Source organism: Anoxynatronum buryatiense, from assembly GCF_900182905.1.
Lineage (GTDB): Bacteria > Bacillota > Clostridia > Peptostreptococcales > Tindalliaceae > Anoxynatronum > Anoxynatronum buryatiense.
Genome location: NZ_FXUF01000015.1, coordinates 54,537 through 70,967, shown reverse-complemented (window position 1 = coordinate 70,967; position 16,431 = coordinate 54,537). Strand labels below are relative to the sequence as shown.

The window sequence follows — 16,431 nt, the reverse complement described above, 5'->3', positions numbered from 1 at the left end:
AGCAAGTGATTCGCATACATAGTGCATTAAATTACCATTGATGGGGCTGATCATATGCGAAAGAGCGAACGAATGACATGGATTTTTTTAACGCCGACGGTGGTGCTGTTTTTGTTGCTGACGGTCTATCCTCTCTTTTATGCGGCGTATACCAGCTTCTTCAGGGTAGACTATATCCTTGATCAATCAACCTTTGTGGGCATACAAAACTATCAGCGGATCATAAGGGATATGAATTTTTGGAATGCAGTGAAGAACACACTGATTTTTGTGGTTTCAGCCGTTCTTTTTGAGTTGGTGCTGGGAACAGCCTTTGCTATCTTCTTTAATAAAGAGATGAAATACCGAAAACTGTTTCGTACCATCGTACTGATTCCCATGCTTTTACCGCCCATTACTGTGGCACTGACCTGGAAAATGATGTATGCCTATGACCAGGGGGTGTTGAATTACCTGCTGGAAGTGATCGGTTTGGGTAGAATTGAATGGTTAAGCAGCACCACCTGGGCTTTGACGGCTATTATCATAACAGATATCTGGCAGTGGACACCATTTGTTTTCTTAATGGTGCTGGCATCGCTTCAGGCCATTCCAGAGAGCCTGTACCAGAGTGCCCGTGTCAGTGGGGCCACCTCATGGCAATGCTTCAGGTATATCACCCTGCCACTGCTCAAACCCACATTAACCCTGGCGCTTCTCCTGAGAACCATCGATACCTTTCGCGTGTTTGACAAAATGTATGTGTTGACCGGAGGCGGACCGGGCAATGCCACTGAAACCATCACATTTTACATCTACAGGTATGGATTCAGATACTTTCACACAGGATATGCCGCTGCGGGATCCATCATTATGGTGATCATGGTATGCGGGGTATCGTTTCTTTACATCCGCAGAGCATTTCGTACAGCCAATGCCAAGTAAACAGCCGGATGATGATCATGAAGCCGGTGAACATGCCGGCAAGGATAAAGATGGCAATCACAGTGATGATAAAGAAAGAAAGTGGTGGTGTAAATGTACCTGGTGGAGTTCCTGAATGTGGGCTTTGGGTTAAGTGTTGTCATGCGAAAAGCAGACAACAGTCATGTGATTGTGGTTGATTGTGGAGATGACAAAGCTTCCATCTATGATCAGAAGGAGCGCCGGCGCGTGTCTGAATACCTATCCCAAACCGGGATTCGAACCGTCGACCTGCTGATCATTACCCATGAGCATGATGATCACATCGGAGGTCTTGAGAAGCTGTTGCAACAATGTGAGATCAGGGAATGCTGGCATGGCTGCTTGTCGCCGGTGCATCGGCACAACCTGCAGGCCCATCATATTGCCACAAAACTGATTGCTGATAAAGCAGCAATATCCATTGATACCTGGACTCTCACAGTGTTTCAGCCTGATCCCCTGAAGGCAGAAAGAATAAACCAAGTCATGCATGCGGGGACGCATGAGGGAGACGCGGCCATTGGAGAAAAACTAAATGAATGTTCATTGGGAGTGTTTCTTTCGGGCGATCAGGGTAAAGCACTGATCACTTCAGATATACCGTCAGACTACTGGGAAGAAAAAGCAGACTTGTATCATCAGGTACATGTGTTACAGGCGCCCCATCATGGGGATACACAGGCCTTGCCGGCAGTGCTGTTGACGTGTGCCCAACTGCAATGGATCGTGGTGTCGGCAGATGATGAAGGAACATGGGAGCTGCCCTCGGCAGATTTTGAAACGCATGTGAAAAAATACGCTCCCCATGCACAGGTGGTTAAAACAGCAGAAAAAAACAGCGGGTGTGATCATTCGGGGGTACGCTTTGTGTTCACAGAAAACGAAGCATGGCAGGAATCGCTGATCTGCGTGAAATCGTAACCGGTTCATGGGAGAGGCATCGAAAAAAGGTATAAAGGTATACGAGGGGATGTGCTGTCAGCAATGGATGGTCGACAGTTACATGCCTGATCAACGGAGGTGGTGTTGCAATGAAGATCACAATGAAAGAAGTGACCATGAAGTTCAATGATGTCACAGCATTGGATCAATTATCAGTGGATTTTGAGCCGGGGAATCTTATTTCACTGCTGGGACCCAGCGGTTGTGGAAAAAGTACCACCCTCTTTCTTCTGGCGGGACTACATCAGCCGACAGCAGGGGAGATCTATTTTGGCAGCCAGTTGATGAATCAGGTGCGGCCAGAAAATCGGGGCATAGGAATGGTTTTTCAGAATTATGCACTGTACCCACACATGACTGTTCAGGAAAACATCGAATTTCCTTTAAAGATAAAAAAAGCACCGGAAAAAGAGCGGGCCCGGCGAGCCATGGACATGGCGGAACTGGTGAAAATTGGAGAACTGCTAAAGCGGAAACCCCGACAGCTTTCAGGAGGCCAACAGCAACGGGTGGCCATTGCAAGAGCACTGGCCGGTAGTCCCAAACTGTTGTTGCTGGATGAGCCGCTGTCAAATCTGGACGCCAGGCTGCGGCTGGAAACCAGAGAAGAAATCAGACGTATTCAGCGTGAGACAGGCGTCACCACCATCTTTGTGACCCACGATCAGGAAGAAGCCATGAGTATATCAGACAAAATTCTCATCATGAACGCTGGACATCAGCAGCAATTCTGTCCCCCTCAGGAAATGTACGAAAAACCAGCCAATGCCTTTGTAGCCGCTTTTTTAGGGAATCCACCCATTAATCTGATGGAGGCGGTATGCACAGATGCTGGCATGCCGGGCATCAGGCTGCATACCATGGAGCATGCGGTTCCGCTGACAGATGTATTCAGAGAGGCATTGCCCACCGGGCAGCGGTGTCAGGCAGGTATACGGCCGGAAGACTGGTTCGTCACCAACGACACAGCGCACACTGCCTTTACAGGGAAGGTTATTCACAAAGAAACCATTGGCCGGGATACATTAATTCGAATTGAACGTGACGGTGTTTTTGTGCGGGCACTGGTTCAGCCTCAGGCCAACATTCTTCTGGGCGACAGCATTTCACTGGGTGTTCAGTCCGGTAAAATGAAGCTTTTCCATATCGACACAGGCAAAGCCTACGCATAAGGGTGCGAGACGGGGGGAACCATGAAAAAACGAAACTGTGACACGTTTATTATTGGACATGTGTCTTTAGACTGCAATATTTATCAGGGCCAGGAAAGCCGAAGCTTTGGAGGAGCGGTGGTTTACAGTTCTCATGCTGCTGTGGCTGGTGGCTGGCGGGTGGGAGTGCTGACAAAAACGTCAGAAGAAGATCAAAAGATGTTGGAAACCATTTTTAATGTCCCTAAAGAAAATTTATTTCACACGGCATCACCGGTGACCACCTCCATCCGAAACGAATACCTGACAGAAGACCGGGAGAGGAGAATCTGTACAGCTTTGCGGGTGGCAGCGCCTTTTACAGTGGCAGACCTGCCGCCGGTGACCTCCCGCATCTACCATTTAGGAGGTCTCATTGCCGGTGATTTTGACCCGGCACTGTTGCCGGAGCTGGCATCACGAGGGAAACTGGCGGTGGACGCACAGGCATTCCTTCGTCGAAATGAGGGCGGCAGCATGGTATTTCGCGACTGGGAAGAGAAACGCAAATGGCTGCCATACATTGACTATCTGAAAACAGATGCGGCAGAGGCCGAAATCATGACCGGGGAAACAGATCGTTCAAAAGCGGCGAAAGTGCTCCTGGAATGGGGCGCCAAAGAAGTGATGATTACCCACAACACAGAGGTGTTGGTGCAGAACCGTGACGAAGGGGCGGTGGTTCCATTGAAACCCCGCAACCTGACCGGGAGAACCGGCAGAGGCGACAGCTGCTTCAGTGCCTATATCACCGAAAGACTGGAAAAATCAGTACTGGAAGCCGCCCGCTATGCGGCAGCACTGGTATCGCTAAAAATGGAAAAGCCGGAACCCTTCAAGGGAAACCGGCAAGAAGTGGAAAACTATTTGCAGCAGTTTTACTAATGGGAGCCAGGCTGTTTCATCCGATAGCCTCAATCATTTTTACTTTCCATGGAAAGGACCTTTCTTGGATGAAAGGCTGAATCTGGTATATAATGGGAAGGTGAAAGGGGTGATGCATGGATGAAACAATACATCATGGCACTGGACCAGGGAACCACCAGTTCACGAGCCCTTCTGCTGAACCGCCAGGGAGACGTGTGCGGGGTGGCCCAAAAGGAATTTCTGCAACGATACCCTCAGCCTGGGTGGGTGGAACATGACCCCATGGAAATATGGGGAACCCAGAGCGGTGTTGCCCGGGAAGTGTTGGAAAAAACCGGGATTCGCCCCGAAGAAATTGCCGCCATTGGCATCACCAACCAACGGGAAACCACCGTGGTCTGGCACCGGGAAACAGGCCGGCCCGTGCATCACGCCATTGTATGGCAATGCCGCCGCACGGCAGAAATGTGCGACAGACTCAAAGAACAGGGCCTGGAAGAAACCATCAAAAGGAAAACCGGTCTTGTGGTGGATGCCTACTTTTCAGGCACCAAGATCAAATGGATTTTGGATCATGTGCCCGGAGCCCGGGAAATGGCCGCAAAAGGAGATCTTCTCTTTGGCACCATCGACACCTGGCTCATTTGGAACCTGACCCGGGGAGAAGTGCATGCCACTGATTATTCCAATGCTTCCCGCACCATGCTCTTCAATATCCACACCGGAGAATGGGATGAAGAGCTGCTGGCCTTGCTGGATATCCCGCCGGCCATGATGCCGGAGGTGAAAAATTCCAGCGGGATCTATGGCTATACAGACCCCCACACTTTCGGCGGCGCCCGTATTCCCATTAGCGGCGTGGCAGGTGACCAGCAGGCGGCTCTTTTTGGGCAAACCTGCTTTCGGCAGGGCATGGTGAAAAACACCTATGGCACCGGCTGTTTCTTGTTAATGAATACAGGCGAAACACCCATCCCTTCATCCCATGGGCTCTTAACCACCATCGCCTGGGGAATTGACGGGCAGCTTACGTATGCTCTGGAGGGCAGTATTTTCGTGGCAGGTGCTGTCATTCAGTGGCTTCGTGATGAACTGCGCCTGATTCGGGATGCGGCAGAAACAGAAGCCATGGCACTGAAAGTGCCTGACAATGGCGGTGTGTACCTGGTGCCTGCCTTTGTCGGTCTGGGAGCTCCCCACTGGGACATGTACGCCCGGGGCACCATGGTGGGACTTACCAGGGGAACCAAAGCCGAACATTTGGTGAGAGCAGCGCTGGAATCAATCGCCTACCAGACCTGCGACATACTGGAAGCCATGGCAGATGATGCGGACATCATCATTCCTGCCCTGAAGGTGGATGGGGGTGCGGCTCAGAATGATTTCCTGATGCAATTTCAGGCAGATATGCTGCAGGTCCCGGTGTTGCGCCCCTTAAAAGTGGAGAGTACTGCACAAGGCGCTGCTTTTCTGGCAGGGCTGGCCGTTGGTTTCTGGCAAAACCAGCAAGAATTGTCCCTATTACAGCAGGAAGATCACATCTTTGAACCCGCGATGGAACCGGTTGAAAGAAAGCAGCAACTCAGCCAGTGGCGTCGGGCGGTTCAGCGCTCCCTTCAGTGGGAACAAGCAGAATAAATGATCTGTACAAATGCTGGCAGCAGTATGGATCGTGGCGCATCCTGCTGTGATTGGTGAATCACTCTTCTGAAAAATCCGGGGACGGCTACTCAGATGGATGAAAATTTGATATAATAAAAGGGCAATAGAAGGTCTGTGGTTGAAAGTCCATGCCAGTCGCAGGCGAAAGGACCCACGTAACGCAGCCAAATGTGCTGCTGATCATGGTGCGGCTTAGGAGTAAGCCCTGCCGGGATCAAACCCGAGAGAAGCGGCGTGACGGCAAACCCGGAGCAAGGCTTCCAGCAGGCGAGTGTGGGGTCAAAGACCAGGTCAGCTTCTATTGTCCTTTTTTTTTGCCTTTTTCCATGGAATGACAGCATGCTTCTGACGGATGCCTGTGACATCCCCCTGGTTGGGAATTTTTACCAGCCCGTCGTTGATGAAGGTGGTGGTTTTGGTAAAAAAAACCAGATGATGCAGGGGAAAAAGACTGAAAATGCTGATTAAGCAACCGATTCCAACATTGGCACAGTCTTTGCAGTAGATCCATAAAGACCATGTGCTGTCAGCAGGGAAAGAAGAAACATTAATGGAGGTGCAGGGTTTTGGAGAATGAGCTGGTGATATTTGGGCATCGGGGATATTCGGGAGTGGCTCCGGAAAATACCATGGCTGCCTTTGAAAAAGCACTGAAAGCCGGTGCAGATGGGTTTGAGCTTGATGTTCACTTAACAAAAGAAGGTGAACTGGTGGTGTGCCACGATGAACTGCTGGATCGAACCACCAATGGAACCGGACTCATCATGGACAAGACCCTGGCAGAACTGAAACAGCTTGATGCAGGGGGGTGGTATGGTGAGGCTTACCGAAATCAATCGATACCAACCCTTCGGGAAGCGCTGCAATTGGTTGTGGGAAAAAAGTCTCTGGTGAACATTGAGCTGAAAAACAGTCTGATCTGGTATGAGGGCATTGAAGAGAAAGTGATTCAGATGATTCATGAAATGAATGTGCAGGATCAAATCATTCTTTCCTCCTTCAATCACAATTCCATTCTCAGAGTGAAGCAGCTGGACAACACCCTTCAGACCGGCGTCCTGTATTCATGTGTCCTGGTGGAGCCCTGGGAGTATGTGAGTCGAATAGGTGCCTCCTCAGTTCATCCCAGCCTGCTTTCCATTAATCGGGAAATCGTTGACAAATGTCACGAGAATGGCCTGAAAGTCTACCCCTTCTTCGATGGCGGCTATGAGGAAATGAGTCATGTCACAAAAGAAGAACTGATGGCGCTGGGAGTCGACGGTATTTTCACCAACTACATTCATCGCTACGCATCTGAGTAATAGAGCGGCATGGCCCCCTCTTCAGAGGATAAACGGCAGAGATAACAATCATCACAGGGGGTTGCCGCTGTCGGAACACAGCCAGTCTTGCAGTCAAAAACAGAACTGATCAGTTAACTGGAGGGAACGATATGGCACGATTAACCATCAACAACCTGGTGAAACGGTTTGGGGATTTCACCGCCATCGACAATCTGAGTCTGGACATCGCAGACGGTGAGTTCATTACGCTGCTGGGCCCGTCGGGGTGCGGCAAAACCACCACACTGAGAAGCATTGCCGGTTTCATTGAGCCGGATGAAGGTGACATTCTCTTTGACCAAAAGCGGGTGAATGACATACCGCCCAACAAGCGGTCCACCGCCATGGTGTTTCAGAGTTATGCCCTTTTTCCCCACATGACGGTGAAAAAGAACATTGCTTTCGGACTGAAAATGAAAAAAGTGAACAAGACAGAGGCTGAGAAGCGGATTTCAGAAGCCATTGAACTGGTAGGGCTTACCGGACTTGAAGGCCGTTTTCCAAAAGAGCTCAGCGGCGGGCAGCAACAGCGGGTGGCAGTGGCCAGAGCGTTGGTGATGCAACCCGACATTCTCCTGTTTGATGAACCACTCAGCAATCTGGACGCCAAGCTTCGGGAGAAAATGAGGGTGGAAATACGGGAGCTTCAGCGCAAGCTGAAGATCACAGCCATCTATGTCACCCACGACCAGGCAGAAGCGCTGGTGATTTCAGACAGAGTGGTCATCATGAACAAGGGCGTGATTCAGCAAATTGGCAAACCCACAGATGTCTACAACCGGCCCAATTCTGCCTTTGTGGCAGATTTCATTGGTACGGCCAACTTCATCGACGGTACCGTGAAGGAAAAGCTGGAGGCAGATACCTGGCTGCTGGAGACAGAAATTGGAAACATCAAAACCATGACAGAATACCAGTTGGCACTGGGTGATCAAGTGCTGTTGAGTGTTCGACCGGAAGATCTGCTGATGGAAAAAGGCAGTGAAAATACCTTTCAGGGTGTGATCACCACGCAAACCTACATGGGGAACTTTGTGGATTACCATGTGGAGGTGGCTGGAAAATCCCTGCGGATTCAGTCAAATGGCAAGCAACTTTTCGAAGAGGGAGACAGTGTTCAGGTACATTTCAGACCTGAGGACTGCACAATTGTTGAAATGAAGGATGTGAATCAGCATGAAACTGCCCATCAGTAAAAAGAACCGCGAACGGTTAAACATTTTCCTGCTGCTGCTTCCCGGTGTGGGGTTCATTGCCTTTTTTTTCATCTCTTCCCTGATGACCACCGTGATTCGCAGTTTTCAGATGGATGGCATTGACGGTTACACCATTGCCAACTATAGCAAAGTGTTACAGCCCTATTTTCTGGATTCCATCCTCTATTCCATTTGGATTGGAATCTCATCAGCTTTTGGTTCTTTGCTGTTTGCCTTGCCCCTCTGCTTTCTTATGCGCAATCATTTTCGCGGCAAGAACCTGCTCAACAGCCTCATCAAGATTCCCCTGTTTATACCGGCACTGGTGGCCACGTTTCTCATTGTCAACTTTCTGGCACCCCATGGCATGCTGAACCTGATCCTCATGCGGTTGAATCTCATCCGGGAGCCGTTGAAACTGGTGCAGGACAAATACGGGATAGGCATCATGATCATCCAGATTTGGAAAAACATTCCCTTTCAGATGCTGATTATCATGGCAGTCATGGAAAGCATCAACCCGGCACTGGTGGATGCGGCCCGCAATCTGGGAGCCAACCGCTGGCAGGTGGCCCGCCATGTGCTGATTCCCCTTTCCATGCCCGGTATTCTGGTATCGGTGATTCTGGTATTCATCAGGGCTTACGGCGGATTCGAAATACCCAAACTGGCAGGCCCGGTGTATCCCATTGCACTGCCGGTGCTGATGCATACCTCCATTACAGAAATGTTTGACTGGGACACAGGTTCAGTGGTGGGTACCGTCATCATTATTTCGGCGATGATCATGGTGGCCATTTACACCAAACTGGCCAAAAAAATTCAGGGAGGTGACATTGTCTGATGAACTCCGAAAAGAACAATCAACTTCCAGTGGAAAACCCTGATAACGAGCATCGGCCAGATGATGACAAAGCAGGCGGTCTGTTCTGGTTTTTAAAAGGAAAACCCTTCAAGTTCAGCAAAATCCTGATTGTACTGGTCTTTATTCTGGTATTGACCTCGGTGTTCATTCCGATTTTGGTGGCAGTTCTCTGGTCTTTTGTGGATCCGTCGGTGCCATGGTCTTACCCGGATATTTTTCCCAAGAGCTTTTCCCTCTACCACTGGCAGCATGTGCTGAAATATGGTGAAGTGATGCGGGCCATCACCACCAGCTTCATTGCGGCACCCATTACCACGGCGGTCTGTATTGTGTTGGCACTTCCCACCTCCTATGTACTTGGTCGCAAAAAGTTTCGGGGAAAAGGGCTGGCAAAACTCATTGTGCTGCTGCCCATCATCATGCCGGGGATTGTGGTGGCCATGAGCCTGGGACGCCTGCTGAATAACCTGCATTTGTCACAGACCTTTATCGGTCTGATCATTGCCCACACCCTCGTCGGCATTCCCTACATGATTCGCACGGTGACCACCACCTTTGAGGCAATTCCCCAGGAGGTCATTGATGCGGCCTATGACCTGGGTGCCAGCCACTTTGATGTGGTGAAGGAAATTTACATTCCGCTGGTGTTGCCGGGCATCTTTGCAGGCGGCGTGTTTACCTTTATTTACAGCCTGGAGGAATTTATCCTCACGTTTATTGTGGCCACTCCCACGTACCGGACAATCCCCACTCTGTTGTATTCTTACCTGGGGTATTTCTTTCAGCGCACCAATGCGTCAGTGGTGAGCATCATCTTAGTGGTGCCTGGCATTGTGATTTTGATGGTGGCAGAGCGTTTCCTGAAAAAAGAATACCTCTCTTCAGGATTCGGAAAAATATAGCGCTCGATCACTGAGAGGTGGAGGTGATGCATTAGCAGGCACATCTAGCAGTAACGGAAAGATGGTTATGAAGGGTCGCTTCAGCAGTTAACCTGTAAAGGATGAAGGGGCTTTTGCAAATGAACATCAATCAAGAAGGGGGAACAGAAATGACAAGAAAAACCAAGGTAATGGCAATAATTCTCGTAATGATGATGGCGGCAGGTCTTTTCGCAGGCTGCGGGCAGCAGGCAGCACCGGCACCGGTACCAGAAGGTGAACTGAGCGCAGCAGTGATGCTCATGGACTACGAGGCCAAGTGGGACCTCATCGTGGAACAGGCCAAACGTGAAGGAAAAGTCACTTTCTATTCCTATTCTGAAGAACCATTCTTTAAAGAAATGGCAGATCAGTTTCAGGCGGAGTACGGCATTTCTGTCGAGGTGATCATGGGCGATCAGAACGCCATTTTTGACAAAGTGGCGGCAGAAGGCAACCGTCCCCAGGGAACCGTGGATGCCATCCTCATGGGCGGCCAGAACCTGGGCAAGATGATCGATGAAGGCATGTTCTATGGGCCTTTTGCAGAAATGGTTCCTAACTACGAGTACCTGGATACCGTGGCCGCATACTTCACCGAAGGGATTGCCATTCGGGGGATGCTGGTTCCTTTCCGCCGTAATCAAACCGGCTTTGTCTTTAACCCCGAGCACATCTCCAATCCACCCCAAACCGTTGAAGAGCTGGAAAGCTGGATTGAAGCGAATCCTGGGCGATTCGGCTATGCCCCTCCCAACTCAGGCGGTTCCGGTCAGGCTTTTGTGACAGCGTTGATTTATGAACTGACGGGTGGAGCAGCCCAGTACAGCGGTGACTACGATGAATCAAAAACAGCGGTATGGAGTGACGTGTGGGACTGGCTGAATAAAATTGAACCCAACATCACCTATGGGAATTCCAACGCCGATATTCTTGACAAAATCAATCAGGGCGAAATCTGGCTGGCACCCAACTGGGAAGATATGACTTTCAAATACATGGAAGCCGGAAATCTTTTCCAGCATGCTGAAATTTACATTCCGGAAGGCATTGCCATGCTGGGTGGATCCGATGATTTCGCAGTGATTAAAAATGCTCCCAACAAGGCAGCAGCATTGGTGTGGATCAATTATCTCATCAGTGAAGGTGCTCAGGAGCAAATGAATGATATGATCGGTGCCAAACCCGCCAGACAAAACGTGGTAGCCGAGAAAAACCTCATCAGCGATGCAGAAATTTCAGCAAAAGGATCCACCTGGTTCAATGGTGATTATAAGACGTACATGATCAACACATGGATTGAGGAAGTGGGTCGACAGTAACAGATGGTAAGAGTGCATACCTTTCATGAGCAGCGGGCAAACCACTGCTGAAAGAAAGCAGTTTAGAAACCGTTTTGAAAGAAACATTTACAAAGTCTTCTGTTAATGCTATAATGACTGCAAAGCAAATAACTGGCTGAGATGCGGAGAGCCATACAGACCGACCTGGGAAAACAGGGCGGCGCTGTATGGCTTTTTTGTGAAGCAATATTCGCCGGCATGGCATTTTTAGGCGAGAGAGGGTGACGGAGATGACCGTGGGAAAAGTGACACACATTCAACGACTTCACATGGAGACAGGTGATCACAGCACTTATCAGCGACTGTTTCAGCTGCTTCCTGAAGGGGTTTGTGTGGTAAATGGCAGTGGGCGTGTGGACTACGTCAATGAGGCCTTCATCACCCTTTTTCAACTGGAAGTGCAGCAGATAATGGGAAAGAGTGTTTTTCAGGTGGCGGGGGATGAGTTAATGCTGGAAGCCTTCAAAAAAAAGAAACGTATGGTGGGAACGGTTCTGGATAAAACAAGGGGAACCCGCTTGACGGCAACGGTGGTGCCCATGTGGGAAGCAGACAGTTTTTGCGGAATCCTGGCTTTCTATCAAAGGGAGGGAAATACGCTGGGTTCACCAACAGGTGAAGTGGTGCCCCTGAAACAGGACCCGTCATGGGAAATCGAGCTGAACCCGCATTTTTCCACCATTATCGGGAATAATCAACGGTTTAAAAGAGTGCTGGCAAAAGCTCAAAAGGCCGCCGGCGTATCATCTACCGTGCTGCTGCGGGGAGAAAGTGGTACCGGAAAAGAACTGGTGGCAAAAGCCATTCATCGCTCCAGTGAACGAAAAGGAGAACCATTTGTAAAAATCAACTGTGGAGCAATTCCCCCTAATCTATTGGAATCAGAGCTTTTTGGCCACGAACAGGGAGCCTTTACCGGGGCCTTGCGACGGCGTATTGGAAAATTTGAAGAAGTGGGAAAAGGGACCCTTTTTCTGGATGAGATTGGCGATTTACCCCTGGAGATGCAGGTAAAATTGTTGAGAGCCCTTCAGGAAAAAGAATTTGAACGGGTGGGGGGAAATGAAGTACTGACCTGTGAAGCCCGCATCATTGCAGCGACACACCGTGATCTGGAGACAATGGTTGCCCAAGGCCTGTTCCGGGAAGATCTGTTTTACCGGCTACAGGTGATACCGGTGGAGATACCATCTCTGCGGGAGCGAAGGGAAGACATTCTTCTCCTCAGCACCTATTTCCTGGAACGAATGAGCAGGCAGCTGGAAAGTACGGTGACAAGCATGGAAAAAGAAGTGCAGGATGCTTTTGAAGCTTACCATTGGCCGGGCAATATTCGGGAGCTGGAAAATCTCATGGAGCGTATGCTGGTATTGGCAGAAGGAGAACAATTAACCCTGGCAGATGTACCTCCCCATATTTCAGAAATCTATGAACTACAGATGCCCGTAGCTGCCGCACCTTCGCTGATCAATTTAACCGCTGCAGGACAAATCGCCACTTGGGAAGAATACGAAAAACATATTGTTCAGCAGGCCATACGCACCTTTGGAAGCTTCAATGCTGCCGGCAAAGCACTGGGAGTCACGCATAAGACCATTGCCGCCAAAGCGCGGAAATATCGATTAGTGGAGTAAATTTTGCTTTAGTCAGCGATACCGGATATAATGGGCCTGTAAGTCTTGAAATGGAAGATTTAACTCAGGAGGGGAAAGATTGAAAGATACTTTTTTTCAGCGCATCCAGAACAATCCCATTATTGCGGCGGTAAATGATGTGAACTGCCTTGACGAAGCCATTGATTCTCCCGCAGATATGGTCTTTATGCTGACTGGCAATATCTTCAACCTGGCAGAGATGGTGGAACGGGTGAAGGCAGCCGACATGCAGATTTACATCCATTTGGACCTGATGGAGGGCTTTTCAAGAGACGCCATGGCCATGCGCTACATTGGTGAACGCATACAGCCCCATGGCATTATTACCACCAAAAGCAACCTGATCAAAATCGCCAGGGAAATGAACATTTTTGCCATCCAGCGCCTGTTCATACTGGATTCCCTGTCACTTGAGACGGGCATTAAATCCATTCATGCCAACCGTCCTGACGCAGTGGAAGTATTGCCAGGCATTATGCCCAAAGTGATTCGCCAGGTACGGGCAGAAACCAAGGCGGCAGTGATCGCCGGCGGACTGATCAACGACAAGGAAGATGTGATTGAGAGCCTGAAGGCAGGAGCCATTGGTGTTTCATCCAGCAATCAAGCCATCTGGAGTCTTTAAAGCAGCAAAACAGCAGGGGTGGTCAGCAGTCATAATTTGATATAGATGGTTGAGAAATGGAGAACCATGCCCGATAAAGCCGCTGCAGTGCAACGGCTCTGTCGGGCATGGTTTTTTGATAAATCAGCAGGGAGGAGACCCCATGAACGATTCGTATGATATTGCCATCATTGGCGCCGGTATCATCGGGACAGCCATTGCCAGAGAACTAAGCCGTTACCAACTGAATACCGTATTAATTGAAAAAGAGAATGATGTGGCCAATGGCACCACCAAAGCAAACAGTGCCATTGTGCACGCAGGCTATGACGCTGCCCCCGGTTCCCTGAAGGCTCGGTTCAATGTGATGGGAAACCGAATGTATGAAGCGCTGTGTCAGGATTTGCAGGTACCCTTTCAAAGGGTGGGATCCCTGGTGGTGGCCTACGACGAGACTGAAATGAAAACACTGGAGGGGTTATATCAGCGGGGAAATGCCAATGGTGTCCCACAGCTGACAATAATTGACGGCAAAACCCTGCTCGCCTGGGAGCCCCATCTATCGCCCCGGGCAGTTGGCGCCCTCCATGCTCCCACCGCCGGTATCGTAGGTCCCTGGGAACTGGCCATTGCGTTAGCAGAAAATGCAGTGGAAAATGGAGTGCATGTGTTGCTGCAAAGGCCGGTTACGGATATTAAGAAACTGAACAAAGGATATTTGCTGACCACTCCAGAGGGAACACTGAGCGCCCGCATGGTGATCAATGCAGCAGGAGTTGAGGCAGATCGCGTGTGTGCCATGGTGGCGGCACCCCCGTTCACCATCACCCCCAGCCGGGGAGAATACCAGCTTTTTGACAAGGCTGCCGGCAATTATGTAAACCGTGTGATTTTTCAGTGCCCCACCCCTCAGGGAAAAAATGTGGTGGTACTTCCCACGGTGCATGGCAACTTGCTGGTGGGTCCCACAGCCGCCTTTGTGGATGACAGAACCGGAGTGGAAACCACCGGGGAGGGTCTGGCAGAGCTGGAAGAAAGAACCAGGGATCGGTTTGTAAAGCTGCCCTGGCATCAGGTCATCACCAGCTTTTCAGGGCTGCGGGCCAAAACCCCGGCCAATGACTTTATCATTGGAGAACTCAGCCAGGCTCCCGGTTTCTTCAATGTGGCAGCCATCGATTCTCCTGGCCTGACAGCAGCGCCGGCCATTGGAGAATATGTGGCAACACTGGTAACAAAGTCGTGGGGAACGGTACCGGTTCGCGAAGATTTTCAGCCGAAGCGACGCGCGGTGGTTCATTTTGATCAACTCTCCACTGAAGAGAAAGCCGATTTAGTGCGGCAAGCACCCAGTTATGGGCGAATCATCTGTCGCTGTGAAACCATTACAGAGGGTGAAATAGTGGATGCTATTCACCGGCCGGTGGGCGCGGTGAGCCTGGACGGTGTCAAACGGCGGGTGCGCGCCGGCGGCGGACGGTGTCAGGGAGGTTTTTGCGGTCCCCGGGTGATGGAAATCATTGCCCGGGAGAAAAAGATCCCCCTGACAGCCGTCGTGAAAGACGGTCCCGAATCATGGATCCTTTCGGGTCAAACCAAAAGCCGGAAGGAGGAAGGCCGATGAAGCACTGGGATCTGGTGGTGATTGGCGGCGGACCGGCGGGTCTGGCAGCGGCCATTGAAGCCAACGAAGCGGGAATTTCCTCCATTCTCATTTTAGAACGGGATCAGGAACTGGGGGGGATTTTACAGCAGTGCATACACAATGGATTTGGGCTGCATATCTTCAAAGAAGAGCTCACAGGGCCAGAATATGCGGAACGCTTTATCGATGCCCTGAAAGGGCGCAGCATCGATGTCATGCTGGATACCATGGTGTTGTCGCTGACACCTGAAAAACAGATTACTGCTGTCAATACCCGAGAAGGTCTTCTTCAGATACAGGCTGGGGCTGTCATTCTGGCCATGGGCTGCCGGGAAAGAACCCGGGGTGCCGTCAGGATACCCGGCACCCGGCCGGCCGGTATTCTCACTGCAGGAGCAGCCCAGCGGTTTGTCAACATGGAAGGGTACATGGTGGGCCGTGAAGTGGTTGTTCTGGGGAGTGGCGACATTGGCCTCATTATGGCCCGGCGCATGACCCTGGAAGGGGCCTCGGTAAAAGCGGTGGTGGAGCTCATGCCCTATTCCGGCGGACTGACCCGTAACATTGTCCAGTGCCTGGATGATTTCCATATTCCCCTGCTGCTGGGCCACACCATTACCCAAATTGAAGGAAAGCAGCGTCTTGAGAGCGTGACCATTGCCCAGGTGGACGAAGAAAGGCGGCCTGTTGAGGGGACACAGCAGCGCATTTCCTGCGATACGCTGTTACTTTCTGTGGGGCTGATTCCTGAAAATGAGCTTTCTCAGCAGGCAGGCATTGAACTGGACAGTATTACCGGAGGTGCGGTGGTGAATCAAACCATGGAAACCTCAGAACCAGGTATTTATGCTTGTGGCAATGTGCTTCATGTCCACGATCTGGTGGATTGGGTGACAGAAGAGAGCCGCAGGGCAGGCCGTTATGCAGCAGCCTACCTTAAAAAACGGGAATCGCTGGTGAAAACACTTCTTCAAATGACTCCTGGCCCGGGTATTCGCTATTTAGTTCCTCAGCAGGTAAGCTGTCCCCACGAAGAACAGGATCTGAAGGTTTATTTCAGAGTTGCCCAGCCTTGCGCCAAAGGTGAACTGCAAGTGTGGAGCGGCGAAGAAGTCTTGATGAGTCGGAAGAAGACGCATATGACCCCGGGAGAGATGGAATGGATACAGATTCCTGCCGACATGCTCCACCAGGCAGCGGATACCTCCCGGGAAATCACCCTGACACTGAAATCCCACCCATAATCAGTATTTTCCACTTTGAAGAGCCATG

15 protein-coding genes are annotated in these 16,431 nt (G+C 50.6%); all 15 read left to right on the top strand.

Annotation, left to right across the window (positions count from 1 at the left end):
- Positions 1-54 precede the first annotated feature (54 nt).
- A complete protein-coding gene (locus QOL74_RS15365) occupies positions 55-924 on the top strand; it encodes a carbohydrate ABC transporter permease (protein ID WP_283410384.1) in 870 nt (289 codons plus the stop codon).
- 93 nt (positions 925-1,017) lie between these two features.
- Complete coding sequence (locus QOL74_RS15360; protein WP_283410383.1) at positions 1,018-1,866, top strand: ComEC/Rec2 family competence protein; 849 nt, start codon at positions 1,018-1,020, stop codon at positions 1,864-1,866.
- A gap of 110 nt (positions 1,867-1,976) precedes the next feature.
- Positions 1,977-3,059 carry an ABC transporter ATP-binding protein gene (locus QOL74_RS15355; RefSeq protein WP_283410382.1) on the top strand — a complete coding sequence of 361 codons (1,083 nt, stop codon included), beginning with the start codon at positions 1,977-1,979 and terminating at the stop codon, positions 3,057-3,059.
- A 21-nt stretch (positions 3,060-3,080) separates the two neighbouring features.
- The gene (locus QOL74_RS15350) at positions 3,081-3,962 is read left to right on the top strand and encodes a PfkB family carbohydrate kinase (protein ID WP_283410381.1); all 882 of its coding nucleotides are present in this window, start codon (positions 3,081-3,083) and stop codon (positions 3,960-3,962) included.
- 120 nt (positions 3,963-4,082) lie between these two features.
- A complete protein-coding gene (gene glpK / locus QOL74_RS15345) occupies positions 4,083-5,582 on the top strand; it encodes a glycerol kinase GlpK (RefSeq protein ID WP_283410380.1) in 1,500 nt (499 codons plus the stop codon).
- Positions 5,583-5,945: 363 nt separating this feature from the next.
- Positions 5,946-6,074 (top strand): hypothetical protein, encoded by a 129-nt coding sequence (locus tag QOL74_RS15340; RefSeq protein ID WP_283410379.1) that lies wholly within the window; start codon positions 5,946-5,948, stop codon positions 6,072-6,074.
- 98 nt (positions 6,075-6,172) lie between these two features.
- On the top strand, positions 6,173-6,910 hold the full coding sequence (locus tag QOL74_RS15335) for a glycerophosphodiester phosphodiesterase (protein WP_283410378.1): 738 nt from the start codon (positions 6,173-6,175) through the stop codon (positions 6,908-6,910).
- A gap of 131 nt (positions 6,911-7,041) precedes the next feature.
- Positions 7,042-8,127, top strand: a complete 1,086-nt coding sequence (locus QOL74_RS15330; protein WP_283410377.1) for an ABC transporter ATP-binding protein — start codon at positions 7,042-7,044, stop codon at positions 8,125-8,127.
- On the top strand, positions 8,108-8,971 hold the full coding sequence (locus tag QOL74_RS15325) for an ABC transporter permease (protein ID WP_283410376.1): 864 nt from the start codon (positions 8,108-8,110) through the stop codon (positions 8,969-8,971). Before QOL74_RS15330 ends, QOL74_RS15325 begins: the two co-directional genes overlap by 20 nt.
- Positions 8,971-9,894, top strand: coding sequence for an ABC transporter permease (locus tag QOL74_RS15320; protein WP_283410375.1), 924 nt, complete (start codon positions 8,971-8,973; stop codon positions 9,892-9,894). The genes QOL74_RS15325 and QOL74_RS15320 overlap by 1 nt, the downstream gene beginning before the upstream one ends.
- Before the next feature lie 149 nt (positions 9,895-10,043).
- Positions 10,044-11,234 (top strand): extracellular solute-binding protein, encoded by a 1,191-nt coding sequence (locus QOL74_RS15315; protein ID WP_283410374.1) that lies wholly within the window; start codon positions 10,044-10,046, stop codon positions 11,232-11,234.
- Between the two features lie 251 nt (positions 11,235-11,485).
- Positions 11,486-12,889 carry a sigma-54 interaction domain-containing protein gene (locus tag QOL74_RS15310; protein ID WP_283410416.1) on the top strand — a complete coding sequence of 468 codons (1,404 nt, stop codon included), beginning with the start codon at positions 11,486-11,488 and terminating at the stop codon, positions 12,887-12,889.
- Between the two features lie 79 nt (positions 12,890-12,968).
- On the top strand, positions 12,969-13,535 hold the full coding sequence (locus tag QOL74_RS15305; protein ID WP_283410373.1) for a glycerol-3-phosphate responsive antiterminator: 567 nt from the start codon (positions 12,969-12,971) through the stop codon (positions 13,533-13,535).
- Between the two features lie 142 nt (positions 13,536-13,677).
- Positions 13,678-15,138 (top strand): NAD(P)/FAD-dependent oxidoreductase, encoded by a 1,461-nt coding sequence (locus tag QOL74_RS15300; protein WP_283410372.1) that lies wholly within the window; start codon positions 13,678-13,680, stop codon positions 15,136-15,138.
- Positions 15,135-16,403 (top strand): NAD(P)/FAD-dependent oxidoreductase, encoded by a 1,269-nt coding sequence (locus tag QOL74_RS15295; RefSeq protein WP_283410371.1) that lies wholly within the window; start codon positions 15,135-15,137, stop codon positions 16,401-16,403. The genes QOL74_RS15300 and QOL74_RS15295 overlap by 4 nt, the downstream gene beginning before the upstream one ends.
- The last annotated feature ends 28 nt before the right edge of the window (positions 16,404-16,431 follow it).

What these genes read in the sequence shown, in the direction of transcription:
- glpK (WP_283410380.1), top strand. Translation starts at nt 4,083, where the DNA reads ATGAAACAATACATCATGGCACTGGACCAGGGAACCACCAGTTCACGA.
- QOL74_RS15320 (WP_283410375.1), top strand. Translation starts at nt 8,971, where the DNA reads ATGAACTCCGAAAAGAACAATCAACTTCCAGTGGAAAACCCTGATAAC.
- QOL74_RS15325 (WP_283410376.1), top strand. Translation starts at nt 8,108, where the DNA reads ATGAAACTGCCCATCAGTAAAAAGAACCGCGAACGGTTAAACATTTTC.
- QOL74_RS15365 (WP_283410384.1), top strand. Translation starts at nt 55, where the DNA reads ATGCGAAAGAGCGAACGAATGACATGGATTTTTTTAACGCCGACGGTG.
- QOL74_RS15355 (WP_283410382.1), top strand. Translation starts at nt 1,977, where the DNA reads ATGAAGATCACAATGAAAGAAGTGACCATGAAGTTCAATGATGTCACA.
- QOL74_RS15340 (WP_283410379.1), top strand. Translation starts at nt 5,946, where the DNA reads ATGCTTCTGACGGATGCCTGTGACATCCCCCTGGTTGGGAATTTTTAC.
- QOL74_RS15300 (WP_283410372.1), top strand. Translation starts at nt 13,678, where the DNA reads ATGAACGATTCGTATGATATTGCCATCATTGGCGCCGGTATCATCGGG.
- QOL74_RS15315 (WP_283410374.1), top strand. Translation starts at nt 10,044, where the DNA reads ATGACAAGAAAAACCAAGGTAATGGCAATAATTCTCGTAATGATGATG.
- QOL74_RS15330 (WP_283410377.1), top strand. Translation starts at nt 7,042, where the DNA reads ATGGCACGATTAACCATCAACAACCTGGTGAAACGGTTTGGGGATTTC.
- QOL74_RS15310 (WP_283410416.1), top strand. Translation starts at nt 11,486, where the DNA reads ATGACCGTGGGAAAAGTGACACACATTCAACGACTTCACATGGAGACA.
- QOL74_RS15295 (WP_283410371.1), top strand. Translation starts at nt 15,135, where the DNA reads ATGAAGCACTGGGATCTGGTGGTGATTGGCGGCGGACCGGCGGGTCTG.
- QOL74_RS15360 (WP_283410383.1), top strand. Translation starts at nt 1,018, where the DNA reads ATGTACCTGGTGGAGTTCCTGAATGTGGGCTTTGGGTTAAGTGTTGTC.
- QOL74_RS15350 (WP_283410381.1), top strand. Translation starts at nt 3,081, where the DNA reads ATGAAAAAACGAAACTGTGACACGTTTATTATTGGACATGTGTCTTTA.